The following is a 16,718-nucleotide window of genomic DNA, read 5'->3' on the forward strand; positions in this document are numbered from 1 at the left end:
ATTCAGACCGAGCGGGTGATGCCACCATCAACCCGGATATTCTGCCCGGTGATGTAGCCACCGCCTTCGGATGCCAGCAGGGCCACGACCGAGGCGACCTCGTCATAACTGCGCCCATAGCGCCCCATGGGAATGCGAGCGCGGAATTCTTCTTTTTCGGGCAGGCTGTCAATGAAACCGGGCAGGATGTTGTTCATGCGGATGTTTTCGGCAGCGTATTTGTCCGAGAACAGTTTGGTGAACGCGGCCAGCCCGGCGCGAAACACACCTGAGGTCGGGAAAACCGGGTCAGGTTCGAATGCAGCGAAGGTCGAGATATTGATGATCGATCCACCGCCCTGCGCCTGCATGATCGGTGTCACAAGCCGCGTGGTGCGGACCGCATTCATAAAGTAGACGTCCATACCGGTGTGCCAATCCTCGTCCGTCAACTCAAGGATCGGAGCACGGGGGCCGTGGCCGGCGGAATTGACCAAGACGTCAATGCGCCCCCAATGGGCCATGGCCGCATCAACAAGCTTTTGCAGATCCACCGTGGACTGGTTCGAGCCGGTTACACCGACGCCTCCCAACTCATGCGCCAGCGCTTCGCCCTTGCCCGAGGATGACAGAATCCCGACCTTGAAACCGTCTGCGGCCAGCCGCCTCGCGGAATCCGCGCCCATGCCGCTGCCGCCTGCTGTGATGAGTGCTACTTTCTCCATCTGAGATCTCCGTTTTGATTTGGTTTCAGGATGGCGAATGATTTGCGGTTTGACCAATCAGTTTTGTTGAGTACTCGTGACCGTGTCCCGCAGCCGAACCTGGCCCGGGTCATGTGCAGCTGACGGCTGTCTCAGGTCTGAAGGGAAGCTGCGATGGCTTCTATCCGGCCGCGTAACCAGCGATGGGCGGGGTCATTGGTCGATCTTTGATGCCAGACCATATAGATGGACACAGGCGGGCAGGCGAAAGGTAACGGTGCGCAATCCAGCGCGGCAAGTGGGCCCTGTTTCATCAGTGCCGTATCTGTCGAGATCAGGTCGCTGCCCTGCACAAAGGCCGGGATCGCGTTGAAATGCGGCAGGGTTACAACCGCAGGATTGATCTGGCTTTGATCAACGCCGCGCATCACGGCACGGGCGTTTCGGCCATCGGCAAATCGCACCTCGACATGGTCGCTGTGGCAATAGTCCTGCCAGCTGCCCGGTGGTCGGCGTTGCGTGGCGTCGTAGAACACCATCAGCGGGCTTTCGATCAGTCTTTTCTGGAAAATATCTGGTCCGTCGGGAGGCAGCGGGGTCAGCATCAACTGGCACCGGTCGCTGCGCAACAACTCGGGATCGGGCACACCCGATGGGATGAATTCCAACCGCAGGCGCGCGCCTTCGGCGCGGGTGTGACGCAGCAGCTGTGGAAAGATCAGCTCTCGTGGCATGTCATTAGTGGCAATGCGGATGTTGATCTGTTCCGACAACGGATCGAACGGTCGGCCGTCGGTCAGCGCGCGCATCCCGTCCAGCACCTTTTGCGCAGGCTCTTTCAGGGACAGGGCGCGTTCGGTAGGCGTCAGACCCTGACCTGAACGAACAAAGAGCGGGTCGCCCAGAACCTGCCGTAGTTTGGCCAGTGTATGACTGATCGCAGATTGCGTAACCCCCAGCCGATCTGCGGCTTTCGAGACCGAGCTTTCCTCGAGTATCGTCAAAAAAATGCGTAGAACCTTGCCATCAAGGTCAGTGAAATCAATTTTGCTCATACTATTTATGATTAATCATGAATGGTATTGCTGTCCATGGCGGGGTACGGGACGGGCATCAACAGGAGATATTCGATGGGGATCCGTCTATTCTCGGACAAAAACCGGCCCGTTCATATGGGCGGTTACCCGCTGGAGCGTTTGGCCCGGCAAAATGACATGCCGGATCTGTCGCTTGTGCCCCCTTTGGCCGAGCTGAGTTTCCGCCGACCGGAACACCCTGACAGCATCGTCAATGCGATGGGTGAGTTTCAGGCGATGATGGACGCCATCCGCGACGGAATGGTGAACCCGGTTGCCTCGGAGATTCCATCGAACCCGCAGGAACGGGCCAACCACATTAAAGCATTCGGCTATTTCAACGATGCGTCGATGATGGGGTGCGGACCGCTGCCATCTGATGCGCTGTTGCCCGAGGCCCGCCGCAATCCCGATATTGACCGGCTTGCCCACGCTTTGCGCACCCGTCAGACCAAAACGCTGGCATCCGGGATCGACGTCATCATGGCTGATCTGAAAGACAGTATGGAGGCCGCGCCCAAGCCAATCGACAGCCATCGGCACAGCATTGTCTTTCTTTACGAACACAACCGCGACCCCGACCTGTCCGAACCCGGAGCTGATTGGATTGTCGACGCCCAGGATCATCGTGCCTGTCTGCTGGCGACCGAGAACGCGGTGGTCATCGCCAATTACATCCGCCTTTTGGGCTTTGACGCGCGGGCGCACAGCATGATGTCGACCGACGTTGATTTGGGCAAGCTGGCGGTTGCCGCTGGGCTGGCTTCGGTCGAGAATGGCGAGGTCGTCGTGCCCTGGCTGGGCAAGCGCTTTGGTTTGGCCGCTGTGACGACTGAGATGCCGATCGCCCATGACAAACCGCTCAAGCCTATGGCCGATCAGCCCTGGTTCCGGACGCAGGGGCCGGCATGGTGGTTGGGAACGGGCTTTGCCAAGAACGCCCTCAACCGTGACCCCTATGCCAAGCGGCGCTATGTGGACGGGGCACATCCGTTTGAGAAACTCAAACGGGTCGAGACACCTACGACCTTTATTGACGAAGAGAATGTCGCTCGCGTGCCCAAGCGCGCGGATATGTTTGCCCGGGCGCAGTTTGGAGATATGGGCAAGTCGCTACAGGACGCGGCCAAAGGTGGGTACTACGTACGCAAGGCAGCACCGAGTTTTGCCCAACGCCGCGCTTTGGGTGCGTTTGTGCTGTTGCAGGACGGTGAAAGCGCTGACGCGTCTAAGCAATCTGACGCGCAACGCAACGCAGCAAACATCAAGGCTGCGACTTATTTTCTGGGGGTCGATGCGGTGGGTCTCAGCCGCTGCCCGGAATGGGCCTGGTATTCCCATGACGCGACCGGCGAAGAAATCGTACCGCCCCATGATCAGGCCGTCAGCATGATCATCGATCAGGGATATGAGACTATGGAGGGTGCCAGCGGCGACGACTGGATCAGCGTCGCCCAATCGATGCGCGCCTATCTGAGATTCTCCTTGCTGGGAGGCGTGATTGCACAGCAGGTCCGCAATCTGGGCTACAAGGCCAAGGCGCACACGGTGATGGATGGCGAAGTTCTGCAACCTCCGCTTTTGTTGTTGTCCGGTCTGGGCGAAGTCAGCCGGATCGGCGAAGTGATCCTGAACCCCTATCTGGGGCCCCGCCTGAAATCAGGCGTGGTGACCACCGATATGCCGATCGCGCATGACAGGCCCATTGATTTCGGTCTGCAAAGCTTTTGTGAGTCTTGCAACAAATGCGCGCGCGAATGCCCATCGGGCGCGATCACGGCCGGGCCAAAGCTGATGTTCAACGGCTATGAAATCTGGAAATCCGACAGCCAGAAATGCGCGACCTACCGCGTGACCACTCCGGGCGGCGCGATGTGCGGGCGGTGCATGAAGACCTGCCCCTGGAACCTAGAGGGTATCTTCAAGGAGCGCCCATTCCGCTGGGCCGCGATGAACATCCCCTCGGCGGCGCCTGCATTGGCCAAGCTGGATGATGCGGTTGGCAATGGCAGTCTGAACGATACTAAGAAATGGTGGTGGGATATCGAGTTGCAGCCCGACGGGGCGTATCGGCCAATTACACACCCTTTGAACCGGCGCGATCTGCAAAAGGATCTGGACCTTAGATACGAGGATCAGACATTGGCGGTCTACCCGGCCTATCTGGCCCCGCACCCTTGGCCCTATCCGTTTGCAATGGATCGCGAGGCAGGAATTGCCGCCTATGAGGCTTTGGTGACAGCCAAAGAGTACAAGGCGCGCAAAGCCGCGGGGGATATGTCGATCATTCATCGCTATCAGGTCTCAGGTGACGCGCCGGTGATGCGGGTCGCTGTGACTAAGGTCGACAAGATGACCGCTGACGTCACCAAGTATGAATTTGCCTCCCTTGACGGTGCGCCGCTTCCGGAATGGTCCGCAGGTGCGCATCTGGATGTGCTTGTCGCGCCAGAGTTCCTGCGGCAATACTCCATGTCCGGCGACCCGTCAGAACGGGGAACCTATCAGATCGGTGTTCTGTGCGAGGATGAAGGGCGGGGTGGCTCGGCATTGCTGCACCGAATTTTCAACGTAGGGCGCAAGGTTTTCATCTCGAAACCGATCAACCATTTCGAACTGGACGAAGAGGCGTCCAAAACCATTTTGATGGGGGGTGGTATCGGTATCACTCCGATGATCGCATTTGCTCATCGCCTGCATGCTTTGGGCATGGATTTCGAGTTGCACTACTCGGCCAGGACGCGGGGCGGTGCGGGGTATCTGGATGATCTGGCGGGGATGCCCTGGGCGAACCGCGTCCACTACCATTTCTCGGATGAAGGCACGCGCGCTGATCTGGATGCAATCCTTTCGGGGTATCAGCAGGGATGGCACGTCTATACGTGCGGGCCTGATCGGTTCATGGATGGGGTCATGCAGGCGGCCGAACATCAGGGTTTCCCCGAAGAGGCCCGACATCTTGAATATTTCTCGGTCCCGGAAACCCCGGAATACGAAAATCACCCATTTACCCTGAAACTCGCGCGTTCAGGTAAAACGCTGCCGGTTCCCGCAGACAAGGATGCCGCGCAGGTTCTGAACGAGGCGGGTTTCCACGTGGATGTGAAATGTGCCGATGGTATCTGTGGTGTGTGCAAATGTGGTGTCCTTTCGGGCGAGGTCGAGCATCGGGATTTCGTGCTGTCCAAAAAGCAGCGCCAAGGGGCCATGATTCTGTGCCAAAGCCGCGCTGTGGCGCCAGATGGTGTGATCGAGCTCGATCTGTAAGCATGGTCAGAAAGCGACCTTTGGACGGTGAAATTTGGTCGCTCGGCCCATGGACGTCAGGTGGGTGGTGAATTAACGTCGCCCGGAACCCAGATATCCCTGACCAACAGGTGCGAGGTAGCATTATGGATTATCACAGCCCCGCCAGCTTTGCCGAGGCTTCGGCTCTGGCCGCAAATGCGACGGGCATCACGCGCTTTCTGGCGGGCGGCACTGACGTATTGGTGCAGCTGCGCTCGGAGTTGGTGACGCCTGATACGCTGATCGACATCAAGAAAATCAACGGTGTACACGACATCACCCGCAACGCTGATGGAAGCTGGACGTTGGGAATTGCCGCAACCGGTGCCGAAATGAGCGAGCATCCTGAGTTGGGTCGTGACTGGCCCGGTGTGGTCGAGGCGATGGACCTGATCGGATCAACCCAGGTGCAGGGGCGCGCAACACCGACCGGTAACCTGTGTAACGGCTCACCTGCGGCTGATTCCGTGCCCGCCATGGTCGCAGCTAGTGTGACCGTCACCGTGACCGGTCCGGACGGTACTCGCGAAGTCGCGGTCGAGCATATTCCGACCGGCCCCGGCAAAACCTCGCTGGCCAAAGGCGAGCTGATCTCGGCGGTCAATATCCCGGCACGTGGGGAAAACGGCGGCGATGCCTATCTGCGGTTCATCCCCCGCACCGAAATGGACATCGCTGTGGTTGGCGTTGGTGTGAACCTGCGTCTTGACGGCGACACCATCACCGAGGCCCGTGTATCACTGGGCGCTGTGGCCCCGACCGTTCTGCTGGTCGAAGACTGCGCCAAGGCCATTATCGGCAGCACGCTGGATGATGCAGCCCTGGAAGCGCTGGCCGCCGCCGCCTCTGCCGCCTGTAACCCGATTGACGACAAGCGCGGCACGATCGCGTTCCGTACCGAGGTCGCAGGCGTTCTGGCCAAGCGCGCCGCAAAAATTGCTTATGCCCGCGCGAAGGGAGAAGACGCATGAAAAAGTTCCACGTAACCACCACCGTGAATGGCGATGCGGTCGAATACCTGTGTGATCCGCGTGAAACCCTGCTGGATTGTCTGCGTGACAAGCTGAACCTGACAGGCGCGAAAGAGGGGTGTGGCACCGGCGATTGCGGCGCATGCTCGGTCACCGTTGATGGCCGCCTGGTCTGTTCATGCCTGATGCTGGGTGTGGAGGCCGAGGGTAAGCAGATCGAAACCGTCGAAGGCATTGCCGACGGTGATATTCTACATCCGCTGCAAAAGAAGATGATCGAATACGCCGCCCTGCAATGCGGCATCTGCACGCCGGGCATTCTGGTGGCGGCCAAGTCTCTGCTGGAGAAAAACCCGAACCCGACCGAGGAAGAAACGCGGTATTGGCTGGCAGGCAACCTCTGCCGTTGTACTGGATATGACAAGATCATTCGCGCCGTGATGGATACGGCGGCTGAGATGCGGGAGGCGTCGTAATGGCTCTGGACGATCGTAAATCAGATTTCACTTTTGTCGGCACCCGCCCCAACCGCCCGGACGGTCTGGACAAGGTGACAGGTCGCGCCAAATTTGGTGCGGATGCCTACGCCCCGGGAATGCTGCATGGCGCGATTCTGCGCTCACCTCATGCGCATGCGCGGATTGTGAAGATCGACGCGTCGAAAGCCGAGGCACATAAGGATGTCAAAGCTGTTGTAACGCGTGCCGACTTTGCTGACGTGCCGTTCAAACCCGGTCTGGAAGGCGAATTTTATAATGTTCTGGAAAACGTTATGGCCGGTGAGAAAGCGCTATATGACGGGCACGCGGTTGCAGCGGTTGCAGCGACTTCGGCATTGGCGGCTCGTGACGCGCTTAAGCTGATCGAGGTCGAGTACGAAGTGCTGCCCCACGTCACCGATGTGGATAAGGCGATGGCACCGGATGCGCCTGTTATCCGCGAAGGAGCCGCGGATTATTCCGTGCCGGAAGGAATGCACCCGAACGTTGTCCGCTACCATGAAAGCGGTCACGGCGATGTCGAGGCCGGATTTGCCGAAGCTGATCTGGTCATCGAAGACAGTTTCGTCACCGAAGCGACGCATCAGGGTTATATCGAACCGCACGCTTGTTTGGCCATATTGGGTAATGACGGCAAGGGTGAGTTGTGGTGCACGACGCAGGGGCATTGGATTGCGCAGAAAACCTGTGCCGCGCTTCTGGGGGTCGAAACCTCGCAGTTGCGTGTCACTGCGTCTGAGATCGGCGGAGGGTTTGGCGGTAAGACAACCGTTTTCATCGAACCCGTCGCATTAGCGCTCAGCCGTAAGGCCAATCGCCCGGTCAAGCTTGTGATGACCCGGTCCGAGGTGTTCCGGGCTACTGGTCCGACTTCGTCTGCCTCGATGGACGTCAAAATCGGCATGAAGAAAGACGGCACGATCTCGGCGGCTCAGGGCATCTTCCGCCTTCAGGGCGGAGCCTTTCCCGGCGCGCCGGGCGACATGACTGCCATGTGTGCCTTTGCGCCGTACAACCTGACCAACGTCAAGCAGATCGGCTATGACGTTATGGCCAACCGCCCAAAGCAGGCAGCGTACCGCGCGCCGGGAGCACCGATGGGTGCCTTTGCGGTCGAGTCGGTGATTGACGAGTTGTGCAACAAGCTGGGTCTCGACCCCGTTGAGGTACGCCTGAAGAACGCCGCGCATGAGGGCACGAAGGCCAGCTATGGACCGACCTACGAGCGCATCGGTCTTGTCGAAACGCTGGAAGCAGCCAAGGCGCATCCTCATTATTCGGCTCCGCTGAAGCCGGGGCAGGGGCGCGGGATTTCCTGTGGCTTCTGGTTCAACCATGGTGGCGAGACCAGCGTGTCGCTTGCCTTGTCCGAGGATGGCTCGGCTCAGGTGATGGTCGGAACGCCTGATATCGGTGGTTCGCGCGCATCGATGGCCCTGATGGCGGCCGAGGTTCTGGGCATCCCGTATGAGAATATCCGGGTGACCATCGCCGATACGGCCACACTGGGCTACAATGACGTAAGCCATGGCTCTCGCGTGACCTATGCGTCAGGGCTGGCAACTATCAAGGCTGCGAGGCACGCGGTCGAGAAACTGTGCGAACGGGCTGCGGCCAAATGGGGTATCCCGGTTGATGCGGTGAAATGGGAAAACGGCTGTGCGGTGCCCTCAGGCCCGAATGCAGGCGATTTCGATCCGATGCCGCTGGCCGATATCACCGCTGATATGGGCCGAACCGGTGGTCCGATCTCGGGCCATTTCGAGGCAACCCCCGAAGGTGCTGGCGTGTCCTTTGGCACCCACATCGTCGATGCCGAGGTTGACCCGGAAACCGGTAAGACCAGTGTGACCCGCTACACGGTCATTCAGGACGCGGGCAAAGCGATCCACCCGACCTATGTCGAAGGCCAGTATCAGGGCGGTGCCGCGCAAGGTATCGGCTGGGCCCTGAACGAGGAATATATCTACGGCGAAGACGGTCGCTTGCAGAACTCGATCTTTCTTGACTACCGCATCCCGGTGGCCAGCGACCTGCCGATGATCGACACCGTGATCGTCGAGGTTCCGAATCCGGGCCACCCGTTTGGCGTTCGCGGTGTGGGCGAAACGGGTATCGTGCCGCCACTGGCCGCCATTGCCAACGCTGTGTCCAACGCGGCTGGCGTGCGAATGAAGCGGCTGCCGATGTCGCCGCCACGCATTCTGGCCGCTCTCAAGGGCAATGGTTGAGGTTCACCTCTGGTCCGGCCTCCGGTCACTGACCGGGGGCCAGCAGGTGGTTGAGGTCGAGGCCAAAACCACCGGAGAGTTGCTGCGTGCGCTCGTGCGTGCGCATCCGCAGCTTCAAGCACCCATCGACGCTGGCGTGTCTATCGCTGTCGACGGGCGCGTGATCGCGACCGGACTGACCGAACCGATTCCCGAAGGCAGTGAAGTCTATTTGATGCAAAGGCTGAGGGGCGGTTAAGCGTCAGGCGACCAAGGCTCGCGCCCGACCATTCGGTCTGCTTCGGCCGTGATATCGTTCATGTGTTGTTCGAGACTCAAACGCAGCGTTTCTATTTCGTCTTCGCTGGCTTTCCGAGGAACTGTTTCTGTCCATTCCCGGCACAGAAATACCCCCTCGTTACCCCATGGCCGGGGCATCAAAAGATGATCCCATGTTCCTGCTTCGCGCCCATGTTTCGCCGAAAAGGTAATACCAAAAACACGTTTACCCGATGTTCGCGCCCAAACCAGAGGAACCGTCGACAAAACCCGCTCTGGCCCACGGGGGCCGTCCGCCGCTATGCCAATGGATATCCCCTGTTTCATTTTGCCTAATACCTGTCGCGACAGGGCGACATGACGTGCCTTGCTGGCCATGGCAATGGTGTCCATTCCAAACAACTTTTGCACGCGACCCACCATGCTGCCAGCCCGCGCAGAAGATGTAATCGAACAGATGCGCCCCTTGTCCAGCGGGAAAAAATAAGGCGACTGCACCAGCCGTTGATGCCAGAGAACAACGATGACCGGCTCACCCTGTTCGGCCAACTGGTCCAGTTCTTCATAGCCGATGCGCTGCCAACGTGTGTTGCGGTGTACCAGCCGAATATAATTTGCAATCCGACGCGCCACCCAGTTTAGCACAGCTTCGCTGTCTGCAATCTTCTTACGGAGGTTCACGCCGGGTTCCTTCTGCTAACCGGTCCTTGTCTTAGCGCACCACGCATTTTGCGCAACTTGTTTGTCCGGACATTTCGTGGATCGGAATTTGAAAAAGCCTCTTGAGTCCGCCGCGCGGCTGGCATATCTGGGGCTCACTACAGGGGTATAGCTCAGTTGGTAGAGCGACGGTCTCCAAAACCGTAGGTCGCGGGTTCGAACCCTGCTGCCCCTGCCATTGAAATTGTCCGAATACTAAGTTGTGATTTCCAACGATGAACGGGTTTCAGCCTTTGAGTTCGCTATACCTGTCTTCAGCTATTTCGCGCTTGGATCAATACTAGTCGCAGCATTGGCTTCGACAACACTGCTACAATGGCGCGAGGCCATCGTGACCTGTTGTTATCCTTTGTTGGCACCTGTTTTTTCGTGCGGGCGTACCGCATCCAGTTTTTCAGCCCACATATTCTGGTATTCTTGAAACACCGCTGGTTTGTCTGAGTGGAGCGCCATCAATGCACACGCGGCCCACATAGCGACATCGTAATCCGAGTCGGTCTTTTTCAGTAATTGCGCATTCAGTGCAGCGGCTTCTGATGTCGAAGGTTTATGCATTGCCATCGGACTCCTTGTGCCAACTGATACTGTTATTTGCAATCGTCCTGTCACGGACATTCACCAAAACCGACAGGTATCACTATGTTGGTAGTACAGTGAATGGGCTGGAAACAAGGCGTTAACGTGTCGTTAACTTTTTGCTGGGGTTCTTGTCCATAAGAGTGTTCATGTGACCGGTTCAAAGGTGAACTAAATCACAGACCAATCACTAGAATCCCGCTTTACTTACAACTGTTACGAGTTGGCGCTCACGTTCGGTACATGACGCTGTTTTGTTTTTCCCTCCTGTGGCCGGGGCGCGCTTGTGGTTGAGCGCGCCCTTCCTATGTCCGAATAACTAGGTTGCCGCCGATGCCGGTTCTGAGGCGGTAATCGAGGTTTCCTTGGGTGGGCGATTGACTTATTGTCCGGCCACGACGCAATCAGCCGGATGAGGATATATGTCGCGTTTTGATGGATATTTTCTGCGGCAATTGCTGGTTTTATTCGGCTTCTTCACCCTCGTCCTGGTGGGTGTCTTCTGGATCACCCGTTCTGTCAGCCTGTTTGACAAAGTCATCAGCGGTGGCCAGTCCGCTATGGTGTTTCTTGAATTCACCGCGCTTACCCTGCCAACGCTTGTTCGTACGGTTATGCCGATGGCGGTATTTGCGGCTGCCGTCTATGTGACCAACAGATTGAGTCGCGAAAGCGAGATGACAGTGATGCTGGCAACCGGGTCAAGCCCGTGGCGACTAGCGCGGGCCGTTGTTTTGTTCGGTGTGATCACCGGTCTGATGATGGCTGCCATCAGTGTGTTCCTGCGCCCTGCATCGGTCCAACAACTGGAATACCGGCAAGCCGAAGTAGCAGGAGATGTGACAGCGCAGTTGTTGAATGAAGGCGAATTTCTGCACCCCGCCGAAGATGTTACGGTTTACATCGGTGGCATCGATTTAGACGGTACGTTGCACGAGGTGTTCGTGTCCGATCGGCGCGACCCGGAAAACGCAGTCAGCTATTCCAGCGTGACCGCTTATCTGGTCAATAACGACGCGGGAGTTCATCTGGTGATGGTCGACGGGGTGGCGCTGCGCCTGAACAAAGCGGGCAGGGTTCTGTCCTCGACCCTGTTTCAGGACGCATCATACGACATTTCGCAACTGACGAACGCAAGCCCGTTGACGAACCGCAGCCTCGAAGCCATTCCGACCTCTGATCTGATCCTCAACCGGGATACGATTTCAGAAACCGAGGGGTTCAGCCAGGGTAAGTTGATCGAAGAACTGCATCAGCGATTTTCTTGGATAGCCATTTGCATCGCCGTGTCGCTGGCGGGGTATTCAACCCTGATGCTGGGCAGCTTTTCACGGTTTGGATTGTGGCCTCAGATTTTGGGTGCCTTTACCATTCTTGTGCTGCTTGAAGGCGTACGCGGGTTTGTGTCCCCGGTTGTGATCGATGACCCGAAGCTTTGGGCGCTGCTTTACCTTCCCGCCGTTATGGGTGTGTTGATCTCGTGCTGTTTTCTGCTTGTCGCAGGTCGTCCGCTTTTGCGGAAACGTGCGCGCGGGTCCGAGGTCATCCCAACACCCGCTTGATTTCAGGTTCGAAGTTCTTCCAGACAACAACGAATGTCGTCGAATTCTTCGCGATCACCACGGGCGACCAAATACATCGGCAACAGCAGGCTTACACTGTCTTCGACCCGTTCGAGCGCACCCGAAGCCAGATGTTGCGAAATGACGTAGTCGGGGAAGTAGCCGCATCCGCCTCTTTGCAGGACATATCGTAGCGCCATCATGCAATTGCCAAGAAACAAGGTCTGCCCTGAGGCACGTCGCGCAGCCGATCTAACGTGATCCTGGTAGATCTCTCCAAGTTCAAGATTGACGAAGACCAAATCGTTTTCTGCCGTTGCTGCTTGCGGTGTTCTGACGAGGGTTAGAAGCTCCGGTTCCAGTTCGTGATAAGTGACGCGTCGGTCTGATGGCGTTTCATGCGTGATCGCCACGTCCAGCACATGGGTCGCCACAGCTTCAACCATGTTCAGATCGTGATCGTAGTTCAGTGTCAGCAGCAGTTTGTCAAAGCGCTGTTCAAACCGAACAGCCAGATCCACAAGCAAAGGGTCCCAGATGCTGAGCTGACCACCCAACCGAAGTGCCGGGCGGTTTTGCGTCTGCAACGGTAAGTCGCGCGACGCGAAGGCCCAAAGGGACAATATTTGTTCTGCATACGGTTTGAATTGTCTGCCAAATTCGGTCAGCGCTGTACCACCGGCGCCGCGGGTAAACAGTGGTCTGCCGGTTTCTTCTTCGATCAGATGAATGCGCGCGCTGACGGCCGTTTGAGTCACATTCAGCTTACGGGCAGCGGCATGAAAACCACCCGTTTCAGCCACACATAGAAAGGTTTCCAAAGCTTTGGTTCGCATACCGAGAGTATTTTTTGATCATTGTGATAAAATCAATTCATTTTTTTTGAAGTTGCGACTCGTAATATTGTCGACTTCAGGAAACACGCCAAGGGATCAGCCATGCTGGACAAAAGCCACAAACCGACCTGGACCAGTTTTGAGAATGCCACCAAGGCCGACTGGGACGCCGTTATGGATTATGAAGAGGCGTATAATGCGGCTCTGCCGGATCGCATCCTCGACGCTATTCGGTCGTTGGACGAGGAATGGACACCCTATCCGGTCAACCGGTATCAGCACAGCCTTCAGGCCGCGACCCGGGCTTATGAGGATGGCGCGGATGAGGAGTTGGTGGTCGCCGCTCTGATCCACGATACCGGCGATATTCTGTCACCCTACAACCATGGAGAGCTGTCAGCGGCGATGATGAAGCCCTATGTCAGCGAGAAAACCTATTGGATACTCAAACACCATTGCGTGTTTCAGGGTTACTACTACAACCACCACCTTGGCGGCGACCGCAACGCGCGCGACAAGTATCGCGACAGCCCCCATTGGGAAGACTGTCGCTATTTCTGCCATGAATATGATCAGAAGGCGTTTGACCCAGACTATCCGACGAAACCGCTGGAGTTTTTTGAACCCATGCTGCGCCGCATCCTGAGCAAGGGCGAAGGCCATATGGAGCTGAACGAAACTGCCGAAGATTAACAGGCGGCCATCAGGCGATAGACAATCTGAGCTGTGGTGAAGTCCCAGGCGGCATTGCCGTCCGGGGCCAGCTCAACCACGTCGAAGCCCACGCATCTGCGCCCCTTGAGCGCGTGTTCGACCAGCCGGAGTGCCTGATAATAGCCCAACCCTCCGGGCACCGGTGTTCCGGTGGCGGGCATCAGCGATGGATCCAACCCATCAACGTCGAAGCTGACATAGACCAGCTCGGGGAAGTCTGCAGGCAGGTCAACCGAATGGATGTTACCTGTCACCAGTTCCTCGGCATCCACGTGAAAGACGTGGTTTTTCAGTCGGCTTTGGGCCTCTTCAGTTGAAAAAGCGCGAACACCGAACTGGGCCAGCCGAACGCCTTCTTCGGCAAGCAGGTGCATCACTGAGGCGTGGGAATGTTTTTCGCCCTGATAGGCGTTGCGCAGGTCGGCATGGGCGTCGATCTGGACGATGCCGATGGGTTGGTTTAGCGCACGGGCCACACCCTTCACCGCACCATAGCTGAGGGAATGCTCGCCGCCCAAAGTGACCGGCACCTTTCCGGCCCGAATTGCAGCCTCGGTGCGGTGCGCAAGGCGTTCCATCACCTCGGGCAACGGGCCGTCACAATTCAGCGGTTCTTCGGTGAAAATCCCTTCGACACAGGGCTCCGCGTGACCGGCGATGCGTTCCAGTTCATTGCTGGCCTCGATAATCGCTTCGGGGCCTTTGGCCGTGCCGGAACCGTAAGAGACCGTGCGCTCCAAAGGCACCGGGATCACGCGAAAGCGGGCATCTTCGGTGCGTTCGGATGTGGTCAATTCGCTGTCGAGAAAAATGCTCATGAGAGTCTGTCCTTGAAGTCGTCATATCCGAACTGCCGGATGATCTTCAGCTCGTCCGTTTCGCTGTTCCACAGGGCGATTGTGGGCAGGGGGACGCCATTGAAAGTGTTCGTCTTGACCATCGAGTAGTGCGCCTGATCGAGGAAGGCAAAACGTTGCCCGATCTCCAGCGGCTTGTCCCAGGTGTAGTCGCCAATAACGTCACCCGCCAGGCAGGACGGGCCGCCAAGGCGATAGGTATGGCCTGTTTCGGCCTCATCCATCAGGGCAGGGCGATAGGGGGCCTCGATCACGTCGGGCATGTGGCATGTGGCCGAAATATCGGTGATCGCGAGGTTCATGCCGTTGGTCGGCAGGTCGAGGATTTCACCGATCAGAACACCTGCGTCCAGCGCCACAGCCTCGCCGGGTTCGAGATAAACATCAATGCCATAGGTTTCGCGAATGTCCTTGAGGAAGGCCACCAGCCCGTCGCGGTCATAATCGTCGCGGGTGATGTGGTGGCCACCGCCGAAGTTCAGCCACTTGAGCTGATCAAGGTACGGTTTGAGCTTCGGTTCGACAGCGTCCCAGGTGCGCTGCAAAGGCGCAAACCCTTGTTCACAAAGCGTATGCATGTGCAGCCCGTCAACACCGCGCAGGGTGTCGGCGGTCAGTTGGATGACCGGTGTGCCAAGGCGCGAGCACGGGGCGCAGGGATCGTATTTCGGAACCTCGCCTTCGGAATGTTCCGGATTAATGCGCAGGCCAACGTGCACTTTGGCGGCTTGGGCTTTGGCGAGAAACCGATCCTTTTGGGCAGGGGAGTTGAATATGACGTGATCGGACAACGACAGGATTTCGTCGAAATCCGCGTCTTTGTACCCGGCGCAGAAGGTGGCGACCTCTCCGCCATATTCCTCGCGGCCCAGCCGGGCCTCATAGATACCCGAGGCGCAGGTGCCCACAAGGTGTCGGCGCACCAACGGGGCCAGTGAGAACATTGAAAACGCCTTGAGCGCGCTGAGAACATGCGCGCCGGAACGGGTTCCGACATCAGCGAGGATTTTCAGGTTCCGTTCAACCGCTTTTTCGTCGACCACAAAGCAAGGGCTGGGTACACGGGAGAGGTTGAAATTGCGGAAGGCACCGGCGTCTCCGGCCTGTGTGGTCATCATGTCGGACATAACCGGCGTCTCCGTTTGGTGGAGAGGCCGGGGGCGCTGCCCCCGGACCCCCGGGATATTTAGGGCCAGATGAAGCTGAAGCGGATCAGAAGGTGACCGGGCCGTCGAGTTCATGGACCTGCCATGGCAGGCCATGTTCGTTCAGCATGGCCATGAAGTCGTCCGGGTCGAGCTGTTCCATGTTCCATACGCCGGGCTCGGTCCAGTTGCCTTTCAGCACCTGCGCCGCGCCGATCATGGCGGGGACACCGGTGGTGTAGCTGACGGCCTGGCTGCCGACTTCCGCATAGCATTCCTGATGATCGCAGATATTGTAGATGTAATAAGTCTTCTCGCCTGAGCCATCCTTGGCCTGACCTGTGGCGATATCGCCGATGCAGGCCTTGCCCTTGGTTTCCGCGCCCAGATCACCGGGATCAGGCAAAAGGGTTTTCAGGAATTGGATCGGAATGATTTCCTTACCGTTATGCATCACAGGGTCGATGCGGGTCATGCCTACGTTTTCCAAGACCTTGGCATGCATGATATAGGCGTCGCCGAATGTCATCCAGAAACGGGCACGCTCGATCTCGGGGAAGTGGGTCGAGAGCGATTCCAGTTCCTCGTGATACATCAGGTACATGTTCTTGGGGCCGATGGCGGGGAAATCGAACTCGACCTTGTGGGTCATGGCGGGAGAATGTTTCCATTCGCCGTTTTCCCAGTGGCGCACTTCGGCCAGTACTTCGCGCAGGTTGATTTCGGGGTTGAAGTTGGTGGCAAATTCCTGATCGTTCGAACCGCCATTGGCATCAAGCACGTCGATCTGGCGGATGGTGTCCAGCTTGTGCTTTTTCAACCATTTGGCAAAGACCGATGTGACCCCGGGATCGAAGCCCGAACCAAGGATGGCTGTCAAACCGGCCGCCTTAAACCGTTCCTGATAGGCCCATTGCCAGTGGTATTCGAACTTGGCCTCGTCCTCGGGCTCATAGTTCGCGGTGTCAACGTAATGAATGCCCGCCTCAAGGCATGCGTCCATCAGCACCAGATCCTGATAGGGCAGGGCGAGGTTTACGAGGATTTCAGCACCAGTTTCCTTGATCAGCTTTACAGTGTCTTCGACCTTGTAGGCGTCCAACTCGGCGGTCGCGATATCAACGCCCACACGGTCTTTCACCGACCTGGCGATAGTGTCGCATTTCGATTTCGTGCGGCTGGCCAGCGTGATTTCGGTGAAGATATCTGAATTCATTGCCATCTTGTGCACGGCAGCGTGGGAAACGCCACCTGCGCCGACAACCAGTGTTTTGCCACTCAAAGTTCCCATGGGGGTGATC

Annotated in this window: 15 protein-coding genes and 1 tRNA gene; 8 read left to right on the forward strand and 8 right to left on the reverse strand. The window is 57.7% G+C overall.

Annotation, left to right across the window (positions count from 1 at the left end; all coding sequences use genetic code 11):
• Positions 1-2: 2 nt before the first annotated feature.
• Together ACR0AM_RS03755 and ACR0AM_RS03760 are read right to left on the reverse strand one after the other, a co-directional pair.
• Positions 3-704 (reverse strand): SDR family oxidoreductase, encoded by a 702-nt coding sequence (locus ACR0AM_RS03755; protein WP_480475618.1) that lies wholly within the window; start codon positions 702-704, stop codon positions 3-5.
• 131 nt (positions 705-835) lie between these two features.
• On the reverse strand, positions 836-1,738 hold the full coding sequence (locus ACR0AM_RS03760) for a LysR family transcriptional regulator (RefSeq protein ID WP_480622160.1): 903 nt from the start codon (positions 1,736-1,738) through the stop codon (positions 836-838).
• 75 nt (positions 1,739-1,813) lie between these two features.
• Here ACR0AM_RS03760 and ACR0AM_RS03765 point away from each other — a divergent pair, with 75 nt between their 5' ends.
• From ACR0AM_RS03765 to ACR0AM_RS03785, 5 genes are all read left to right on the forward strand, one after another.
• A complete protein-coding gene (locus ACR0AM_RS03765) occupies positions 1,814-5,026 on the forward strand; it encodes a 2Fe-2S iron-sulfur cluster-binding protein (protein ID WP_480622161.1) in 3,213 nt (1,070 codons plus the stop codon).
• Between the two features lie 125 nt (positions 5,027-5,151).
• Positions 5,152-6,018, forward strand: a complete 867-nt coding sequence (locus tag ACR0AM_RS03770) for an FAD binding domain-containing protein (RefSeq protein WP_480493673.1) — start codon at positions 5,152-5,154, stop codon at positions 6,016-6,018.
• Entirely contained in the window at positions 6,015-6,494 is a 480-nt protein-coding gene (locus tag ACR0AM_RS03775) for a (2Fe-2S)-binding protein (RefSeq protein WP_209504694.1), read from the forward strand. Before ACR0AM_RS03770 ends, ACR0AM_RS03775 begins: the two co-directional genes overlap by 4 nt.
• Positions 6,494-8,749, forward strand: coding sequence for a xanthine dehydrogenase family protein molybdopterin-binding subunit (locus ACR0AM_RS03780; RefSeq protein ID WP_480622162.1), 2,256 nt, complete (start codon positions 6,494-6,496; stop codon positions 8,747-8,749). The genes ACR0AM_RS03775 and ACR0AM_RS03780 overlap by 1 nt, the downstream gene beginning before the upstream one ends.
• Complete coding sequence (locus ACR0AM_RS03785; protein ID WP_170346142.1) at positions 8,742-8,987, forward strand: MoaD/ThiS family protein; 246 nt, start codon at positions 8,742-8,744, stop codon at positions 8,985-8,987. Before ACR0AM_RS03780 ends, ACR0AM_RS03785 begins: the two co-directional genes overlap by 8 nt.
• Here ACR0AM_RS03785 and ACR0AM_RS03790 read toward each other — a convergent pair.
• Positions 8,984-9,688, reverse strand: a complete 705-nt coding sequence (locus ACR0AM_RS03790) for a lysophospholipid acyltransferase family protein (RefSeq protein ID WP_480506017.1) — start codon at positions 9,686-9,688, stop codon at positions 8,984-8,986. The two genes, ACR0AM_RS03785 and ACR0AM_RS03790, sit on opposite strands and share 4 nt — an antisense overlap.
• A 141-nt stretch (positions 9,689-9,829) precedes the next feature.
• On the opposite strand from ACR0AM_RS03790, the gene ACR0AM_RS03795 reads away from it, so the two are divergent.
• Positions 9,830-9,905 (forward strand) — tRNA-Trp (locus ACR0AM_RS03795).
• 164 nt (positions 9,906-10,069) lie between these two features.
• On the opposite strand, the gene ACR0AM_RS03800 is transcribed toward ACR0AM_RS03795, so the two are convergent.
• Complete coding sequence (locus tag ACR0AM_RS03800) at positions 10,070-10,282, reverse strand: hypothetical protein (RefSeq protein WP_480622163.1); 213 nt, start codon at positions 10,280-10,282, stop codon at positions 10,070-10,072.
• Positions 10,283-10,725: 443 nt separating this feature from the next.
• On the opposite strand from ACR0AM_RS03800, the gene lptF reads away from it, so the two are divergent.
• A complete protein-coding gene (gene lptF / locus ACR0AM_RS03805) occupies positions 10,726-11,865 on the forward strand; it encodes an LPS export ABC transporter permease LptF (RefSeq protein WP_480622164.1) in 1,140 nt (379 codons plus the stop codon).
• A gap of 2 nt (positions 11,866-11,867) precedes the next feature.
• Here lptF and ACR0AM_RS03810 read toward each other — a convergent pair whose 3' ends face one another.
• On the reverse strand, positions 11,868-12,701 hold the full coding sequence (locus ACR0AM_RS03810) for a LysR family transcriptional regulator (RefSeq protein WP_480622165.1): 834 nt from the start codon (positions 12,699-12,701) through the stop codon (positions 11,868-11,870).
• 102 nt (positions 12,702-12,803) lie between these two features.
• Between ACR0AM_RS03810 and ACR0AM_RS03815 the strand changes: the two genes are divergently transcribed.
• Positions 12,804-13,394, forward strand: a complete 591-nt coding sequence (locus tag ACR0AM_RS03815; RefSeq protein WP_480605317.1) for an HD domain-containing protein — start codon at positions 12,804-12,806, stop codon at positions 13,392-13,394.
• Here ACR0AM_RS03815 and speB read toward each other — a convergent pair.
• From speB to ACR0AM_RS03830, 3 genes are all read right to left on the reverse strand, one after another.
• On the reverse strand, positions 13,391-14,233 hold the full coding sequence (gene speB, locus ACR0AM_RS03820; RefSeq protein ID WP_480622166.1) for an agmatinase: 843 nt from the start codon (positions 14,231-14,233) through the stop codon (positions 13,391-13,393). The two genes, ACR0AM_RS03815 and speB, sit on opposite strands and share 4 nt — an antisense overlap.
• The gene (nspC, locus tag ACR0AM_RS03825; protein ID WP_480622167.1) at positions 14,230-15,399 is read right to left on the reverse strand and encodes a carboxynorspermidine decarboxylase; all 1,170 of its coding nucleotides are present in this window, start codon (positions 15,397-15,399) and stop codon (positions 14,230-14,232) included. The genes speB and nspC overlap by 4 nt, the downstream gene beginning before the upstream one ends.
• 85 nt (positions 15,400-15,484) lie before the next feature.
• A complete protein-coding gene (locus ACR0AM_RS03830) occupies positions 15,485-16,708 on the reverse strand; it encodes a saccharopine dehydrogenase family protein (protein WP_480557714.1) in 1,224 nt (407 codons plus the stop codon).
• Positions 16,709-16,718 lie beyond the last annotated feature (10 nt).

This window comes from Ruegeria sp. AD9 (assembly GCF_056542305.1).

What these genes read in the sequence shown, in the direction of transcription:
- ACR0AM_RS03755 (WP_480475618.1), bottom strand. Translation starts at nt 704, where the DNA reads ATGGAGAAAGTAGCACTCATCACAGCAGGCGGCAGCGGCATGGGCGCG.
- ACR0AM_RS03760 (WP_480622160.1), bottom strand. Translation starts at nt 1,738, where the DNA reads ATGAGCAAAATTGATTTCACTGACCTTGATGGCAAGGTTCTACGCATT.
- ACR0AM_RS03765 (WP_480622161.1), top strand. Translation starts at nt 1,814, where the DNA reads ATGGGGATCCGTCTATTCTCGGACAAAAACCGGCCCGTTCATATGGGC.
- ACR0AM_RS03770 (WP_480493673.1), top strand. Translation starts at nt 5,152, where the DNA reads ATGGATTATCACAGCCCCGCCAGCTTTGCCGAGGCTTCGGCTCTGGCC.
- ACR0AM_RS03775 (WP_209504694.1), top strand. Translation starts at nt 6,015, where the DNA reads ATGAAAAAGTTCCACGTAACCACCACCGTGAATGGCGATGCGGTCGAA.
- ACR0AM_RS03780 (WP_480622162.1), top strand. Translation starts at nt 6,494, where the DNA reads ATGGCTCTGGACGATCGTAAATCAGATTTCACTTTTGTCGGCACCCGC.
- ACR0AM_RS03785 (WP_170346142.1), top strand. Translation starts at nt 8,742, where the DNA reads ATGGTTGAGGTTCACCTCTGGTCCGGCCTCCGGTCACTGACCGGGGGC.
- ACR0AM_RS03800 (WP_480622163.1), bottom strand. Translation starts at nt 10,282, where the DNA reads ATGCATAAACCTTCGACATCAGAAGCCGCTGCACTGAATGCGCAATTA.
- lptF (WP_480622164.1), top strand. Translation starts at nt 10,726, where the DNA reads ATGTCGCGTTTTGATGGATATTTTCTGCGGCAATTGCTGGTTTTATTC.
- ACR0AM_RS03810 (WP_480622165.1), bottom strand. Translation starts at nt 12,701, where the DNA reads ATGCGAACCAAAGCTTTGGAAACCTTTCTATGTGTGGCTGAAACGGGT.
- ACR0AM_RS03815 (WP_480605317.1), top strand. Translation starts at nt 12,804, where the DNA reads ATGCTGGACAAAAGCCACAAACCGACCTGGACCAGTTTTGAGAATGCC.
- speB (WP_480622166.1), bottom strand. Translation starts at nt 14,233, where the DNA reads ATGAGCATTTTTCTCGACAGCGAATTGACCACATCCGAACGCACCGAA.
- nspC (WP_480622167.1), bottom strand. Translation starts at nt 15,399, where the DNA reads ATGTCCGACATGATGACCACACAGGCCGGAGACGCCGGTGCCTTCCGC.
- ACR0AM_RS03830 (WP_480557714.1), bottom strand. Translation starts at nt 16,708, where the DNA reads ATGGGAACTTTGAGTGGCAAAACACTGGTTGTCGGCGCAGGTGGCGTT.